This window comes from Leisingera sp. ANG-DT, assembly GCF_000813785.1.
Lineage (GTDB): Bacteria > Pseudomonadota > Alphaproteobacteria > Rhodobacterales > Rhodobacteraceae > Leisingera.
Genome location: NZ_JWLE01000009.1, coordinates 106972 through 113121 on the forward strand (window position 1 = coordinate 106972; position 6150 = coordinate 113121).

At 59.2% G+C, this 6150-nt stretch carries 6 protein-coding genes; 1 reads left to right on the top strand and 5 read right to left on the bottom strand.

The window, feature by feature from the left end; all coding sequences use genetic code 11:
- Nucleotides 1–12: 12 nt before the first annotated feature.
- Together lipA and lpdA are read right to left on the bottom strand one after the other, a co-directional pair.
- Nucleotides 13–957, bottom strand: coding sequence for a lipoyl synthase (gene lipA / locus RA21_RS10715; RefSeq protein WP_029204668.1), 945 nt, complete (start codon nt 955–957; stop codon nt 13–15).
- Nucleotides 958–973: 16 nt separating this feature from the next.
- Complete coding sequence (lpdA, locus tag RA21_RS10720) at nt 974–2356, bottom strand: dihydrolipoyl dehydrogenase (RefSeq protein ID WP_039148665.1); 1383 nt, start codon at nt 2354–2356, stop codon at nt 974–976.
- A 173-nt stretch (nt 2357–2529) separates the two neighbouring features.
- Between lpdA and RA21_RS10725 the strand changes: the two genes are divergently transcribed.
- Nucleotides 2530–3144, top strand: coding sequence for a helix-turn-helix domain-containing protein (locus RA21_RS10725; protein ID WP_039148668.1), 615 nt, complete (start codon nt 2530–2532; stop codon nt 3142–3144).
- Between the two features lie 221 nt (nt 3145–3365).
- Here the strand turns inward: RA21_RS10725 and RA21_RS10730 are convergent, their stop codons facing one another.
- The 3 genes from RA21_RS10730 to RA21_RS10740 all read right to left on the bottom strand — a co-directional run bounded on the left by RA21_RS10730 (nt 3366) and on the right by RA21_RS10740 (nt 5735).
- The gene (locus RA21_RS10730; RefSeq protein ID WP_039148670.1) at nt 3366–4457 is read right to left on the bottom strand and encodes a sensor histidine kinase; all 1092 of its coding nucleotides are present in this window, start codon (nt 4455–4457) and stop codon (nt 3366–3368) included.
- Nucleotides 4429–4920, bottom strand: a complete 492-nt coding sequence (locus RA21_RS10735; RefSeq protein ID WP_039148673.1) for a response regulator — start codon at nt 4918–4920, stop codon at nt 4429–4431. Before RA21_RS10735 ends, RA21_RS10730 begins: the two co-directional genes overlap by 29 nt.
- 83 nt (nt 4921–5003) lie before the next feature.
- Nucleotides 5004–5735 carry a response regulator gene (locus RA21_RS10740; RefSeq protein ID WP_052257634.1) on the bottom strand — a complete coding sequence of 244 codons (732 nt, stop codon included), beginning with the start codon at nt 5733–5735 and terminating at the stop codon, nt 5004–5006.
- Between the last annotated feature and the right edge of the window lie 415 nt (nt 5736–6150).

Here is a 6150-nt window from a genome sequence, read left to right on the forward strand (position 1 = left end):
CTTGCGTTAAGGTTAAATGCCCTTTGCCAAGGCCATCTGACGGGCCTCTTTCAGGGCGGCAAAATCTTCATCCGCGTGGAACGAAGAGCGGGTCAGCGGTGTCGCTGACACATGCAAAAAGCCCTTGGAACGCGCGATCTGTTCCAACTGCGCAAACTCCTCCGGCGACCAGAAGCGGTCGATCGGGTGATGCTTGGGAGTGGGCTGCAAATACTGGCCGACGGTCAGGAAATCGACCTGGGCCGCGCGCAGGTCGTCCATCACCTGGCGCACGTCCTCCAGTGTTTCGCCCAGGCCGACCATGATGCCGGATTTGGTGAACAACTGCGGGTTGGCGCGTTTGGCGTCATCCAGCAGCCGCAGCGAGGTGTAATAACGCGCGCCAGGGCGCACACGCGGGTAGAGGCGTGGCACCGTTTCCAGGTTGTGGTTGAAAACGTCCGGGGCAGCCTCGAATACCGCATCAGCGGCCGCGCCTTTGCCCAGGAAGTCCGGGGTCAGCACCTCGATTGTGGTGCCGGGGTTCTGGTGGCGGGTGGCGCGGATGGTTTGGGCGATATGCTCCGCTCCGCCGTCCGCCAGATCATCGCGGTCAACAGAGGTGATCACCACATGGCGCAGTCCCAGCTTCTTGACCGCCGCAGCAACCCGGCCTGGCTCAAACACATCCAGCGTGTCCGGCTTGCCGGTGGTCACGTTGCAGAATGAGCAGCCGCGGGTGCAGACCTCGCCCATGATCATCATGGTGGCGTGGCGCTTGGACCAGCACTCGCCGATGTTGGGGCAGGCGGCCTCTTCGCAGACGGTGGCCAGATCATGCTCCCGCATCAGCTTGCGGGTCTCATAGTATTCCGCGCTTTCGATCTTCTTCTTGCGGATCCATTTCGGCTTGCGCGGGATGGCGCTGTCGGCCTTGTGGGCCTTTTCCGGGTGGCGGGGGCGCAGCTGGATCGTCATCTGGCGGACCTCCGGATCAGGCGTGAATGGCGCGGCCAAGCGCGTCGAGGCAGGCTTCTTTCACCGCCTCGCCCATCGCGGGGTGTGCGTGGCAGGTGCGCGCTACCTCCTCGACGGTTGCGCCCTTGGTCATTGCCAGCACCAGCTCGGCAATCAGGTCGCCGCCATGCGCGCCGCAGATATGTGCGCCAAGGATCTTGCCCGCTGGCGTTGCCAGCACCTTCACGGCACCGTCAGTTTCACCGGTTGAGCGCGCGCGGGAGTTCGCCATGAAGGCAAATTTGCCGGAAATGTACTCGGTGCCGGCCTCTTTCAGCGCTTCCTCGGTCTGGCCGACGGAGGCAACTTCCGGGTCGGTGTAAACCACGCCGGGCACGGTGTTGTAATCCACATGGCCGTGCTCGCCGGCCAGCATCTCGACGCAGGCAACGCCGTCTTCCTCGGCCTTATGCGCCAGCATCGGGCCGGGCACGCAATCGCCAATGGCAAAGACGCCGGGCACCGAGGTCTGGAAGGTTTCATCCACTTCGATGAAGCCTCGCGCGTTGATGGAGACACCCAGCGCTTCCAGCCCAAGGCCGCAGGTGACCGGGCGGCGGCCGATGGCAACCAGCACCTTGTCCGCTGTGATCTGTTCCTGGGTGTCCTTGCCGACGCGGTCCAGGGTCAGGGTCAGAACGTTTTCGCCCTTTTCTATGGTCTTCAGCGCGCGGCCCAGCTGGAACTTCAGACCGCGCTTGCTCAGTGCGCGCTGGGACAGCTTAGCGATCTCGCCATCGATGCCGGGCAGGATGCGGTCGAGGTATTCCACCACCGTCACCTTCGATCCGAGACGTGACCAGACCTGACCGAGTTCAAGCCCGATCACGCCGGCGCCGATCACCACCAAATGCTCTGGCGCAGCTTCAAGCGCCAGCGCTCCGGTGCTGCTCAGCACGTCCACCTCGTCGATCTCCACGCCTGGGAGGGGGGTGGGTTCCGAACCGGTGGCAATCACAATGTTTTTTGCGGTGTAGCTGTCTTCCCCCACCTGCACCTGGCCGGGTGCCGGAATGCTGGCCCAGCCTTCGATGTGGTCGACGCCGTTCTTCTTGAACAGGAAGGCGATGCCCTTGGTCAGGTCACCAACAATTTTGTCCTTGCGGGCCATCAGCGCCCCCAGATCCAGGCTGACGCCCTCAACGGAAATGCCATGCGCGGCGATGTGGGACAGCTCGGCGTACTTGGCGGACGAAGTCAGCAGCGCCTTGGAAGGAATGCAGCCAACGTTGAGGCATGTGCCGCCCAGCGAGCCGCGGCCTTCGACACAGGCAACCTTCATGCCCAGCTGTGCAGCACGGATTGCTGCGACATAACCGCCCGGACCGGCTCCGATCACGATCAGATCATATGCGCTCATGTGGTTTCTCCTCCGAAATGCGGTTCAGGACCGGCACGTATTCAGCCGTATACGACGCTGCGTCTCCTATAGGAAACTTTTTCCCTCTTGCAAACAAAAAGTGCGATCACGGAAATTTTGACCGGAAAATACATCAAAGCTAAAGTGTTTGCGGATCAGGAGAATTCGCAGAAATGGAACCAATTCCCTCAGAAGAAACAGGACTGGGCCCCGAGGCCATGGAGGCCCCGGATGGCGAAGTTCTAGGAAAAATGATTCGCGAAGCCCGCAAAGAAAAGGGGCTGACATTGGAGGAGGCCGCCAAGGCAGCAGCCATTGGCAGGTCCACTTTGTCCAAAATCGAGAACAACCAGACCCGTCCCAGTTTCGAGATCATCCGTCGGCTGATGCAGACGCTGGAACTGGAAACACCGCAGTTGTTTGTGCAGTCCAGTCAAAGCGGCGTCACCGGGCGCCGGGACTTCACCCGCACTGGCGAGGGCGAGCACAAGGAAACCTCGACCTATGATCATGAACTGTTGTGCAGCGAGCTGACCAGCAAGCGCATGGTGCCTTATATCAGTACCATCAAGGCCCGGGATGTGACCGAGTTTGACAATTGGGTGCGCCACCAGGGGGAGGAGTTCATGTTCGTGCTGAGCGGGGAGCTGATCCTTTATACGGAGCATTACCGGCCGTTGCGCATGGGGGCCGGGGATTCCGTTTATTATGACAGCGGCATGGGCCACGGCTGTGTTTCTGTCAGTGAAGAAGACGCCAAGGTGCTTTGGGTGTCGTTGGAGGGATAAACGCAGCAAGGCGCTCTTTGGCGTGAAAACATCCCGTCAGCTGCGGCTGAAACAGGCATTTCCGGCCTGCGCGACCTCAGTTGGCCTAGTGCAGCCCGCCTTTCGGCAATGACGCAAAACGTGGCGCATTGAGATAGCGGGGCGTCCCCTCTGCCGATCGGTCCGCAACCTTCAGCAATCGCGAAGCGGTGTAGGCTGTCTGTAACGTAATGCCTTTAATTTCAGGCTGATTGACGTGCAGGCAGCGCGTCCAAGCTGATCGTGAACCGGATTGTGGTGCCGGCCTCAGTTTGCGGGTCGCACCAGATAAGTCCTTTGTGCCGCTTGGCGATTTTTGCGCAGGTTGCCAGCCCCAGGACGGTGCCAGGCTGCTCGCTGCCGCGCTGCAGCCGCTTGAAGGGCTCAAAAATCTTATCCCGGTATTCCGGCGGCACGCCAATGCCATTGTCGGCTACAGAGATCATCAGCCCCGGCTGGGCTGGTTCCGCGGTTATTACGATCTCAGGTGTTTTGCCGCCGCTGTACTTTATTGCGTTGCCAATCAGGTTCTGCAGCAACTGCACAAAATCGGGTGGAAAACAGACCACCCTCAGCCCACCGGACTGCCAATCAATGCGGGCACCGGATTCTGCCAGATCCTGCGCAAGGACAGCACGCAAGCTGTCGAACAGGCTGTCAACGGTTACTCGCTCTGCCCGGCCGTCGCTGTGCGGGTTGATATGGCTGGCAAGCCGCTCAATCAGCTCGGATGTTTTGTTTACCGACTTCTTCATCAGGTCGAATTGCCGGGCAACCTCGTCCAAGTCACCGTCAGCATACTCTTCCTGGATCTGATCGCACAGGAACTTGATTGCCCGCAACGGCGCCCGCATGTCGTGAACCAGAACGTCGGAGAAAAGCCTCAGCTCGTTTTGCTGTTCCTGAATGCGCCAGCGCATATCCGAAACTTTCAGCCCGTTTGCGATCATCCGTTTCAGTGCCTCTGCACTGAGCGCCGACTTCGGAATGTAGTCACTGGCGCCGGCCAGGATAACGCTTTTGGCAATCTCCTCATCGCCATGGCCAGTGGTCATGAACAGCACCGCCCGTGGCCAGGCTTCATTCAAACGTGCAATCAGGTCGAGCCCGGTTCCGTCCGGCAGCAGGTAGTCGAGGAAAATCACGTCCGCCGGCTGCCCGGCAAACCCCAGCGCTTTCTCGCCGCTGTCGGCTTCGGAGATGCTGGCGTCCGGGTGAGGCTGCTTTAGTAACCGGCGCAGCAGTTTCCGGTCGCCGGCGTCATCTTCAATGAGCAGGATGTTGAGCGCCGCCATCGGTCACCTTTCTGATGTGGATTTCGGGCAGTTCGACAATCCGCCAGTAATTGTCGAGCGTTGCCATTAGGTCGGTAAACATGTCGCCGGCCTTTGATTTCAGTATGTAGCCTGCGACATTGTTGGCATAAGCCTCAGAGATGTCCCGATCGTCATCCGAGGTCGTCAGCACGATGAACAGGATATTGTGCAGTACCGGGTCCGCGCGGATTTCCCGCAGAAGCTCAATCCCGTTCTTGCGTGGCATGTTAATGTCGCTCAGCACCACGAAATGAGGCGGCGGAACCTGACTCATTTCACCACGCAGGAAGGCCAAGGCCTCGACCCCGTCAGCAAACCGGGTAACTGGATTGGCAATCCTGGCCTGCTCAAAGGCGCGCCGCAAGGCCTTTGCGTCGCCGTCATCATCTTCCACCAGAATGATGTTCAGGGCAGGGCGGCTGGCGTTCCGGGGGCTTTGCATCGTGCTGACGCTCCTTTCTGCCGGGGCTTGGTGCTGTTCGGTGCGATCACCAGCTGGAGGGCTGGAAGAAGCGCGGCGGTCCCCTACTGGAGAAGGGTTGGGGACACGCGGGCTGTCACTTCGCGGGTGTCTTCGATCACGCTGTCCAGATCATCCATGAAGGCCACCAGATCCTTGCAGCTGCGTTCAAGCATCGACACATCCGACAGCACGGCTGGAGAAAAACTGTCATCCTGGCGGGCTTGCGACTTGACGATCCTGACCCCGGCAAGCGTCCGGCTCAGCAGCAGGCGCAGATCGGGGCCGCAGCCGACGATGAAGCGCTGAAAGATCCGCTTCAGTTCCTTCTCTGAAGCTTTGGCGCTGGAGAGCTGGCCGTAAAGGGCCCGCCTTTCGATGGCGGAGGCAATAGACTTTATCAGCGCATCCATAGAAAGCTCTTCCTTGACGATGTAATCGGAGCACCCCCGGCGCATGGCTTCGACGGCAGTCTGGTAGCTGGTGACGCTAGTGAGCATGATCGGGACGGCTTGGACCTGTTCCTCGTGGCTCAGCAGAAGTTTCAGCGCATCCAGGCCGGTATCCATACCAAGATTGTGGTCCAGAAAAACCAGGTCGTACTGCTCCTTGTCCAGCAGCTTGCGCATTTCCTCCAGATTGGCAGCCTCAAAGAACTCGGCTTCCATTCCAGCCTTGCGGCACAGCTTTTTAAGGCGCAACCGGTCTATTTCGTCATCATCAACCGAAAGGATGTTGAGGATTACGGGCGGCATGAAGGGCGGTGCAGTCACTTTCTGAAAACGATTGTTACTCATCCTGGTACCCCTTTGAATTGACACAGCGCCCGGAATTAAAATTCGGAACGAGCACTCGCTTGGATTGTTTATATCACACAAGATCACGCTAAGGGTTATTATCAGGCGAGATTTGATTAAAGAACACTAAGCCGCTGCATGAGGGGGGAGGATTTTGCGGTTTCAATTCGCAGTTTGCTGAACTTTTATGGAAAAATTTCGGAGCGGCGTGCCTGCACGCGGGCTGGTAATCTGAATGCTGTGCGGAAGTTAAAACTTATTGAAAAATTGGCGTTTTTTAGGGGGCTGTTGCAGCAAGCTGGGGAAGGGGCTTGCAAGCGAGTGCCGCGGCCCTGGAAACTTATCGGCTGGAGTGGCGTCCGGTGGCCGCAAGCGGCCTGGCAGCCAGCCGCGTTCAGGCACAGGTTGCCATAGT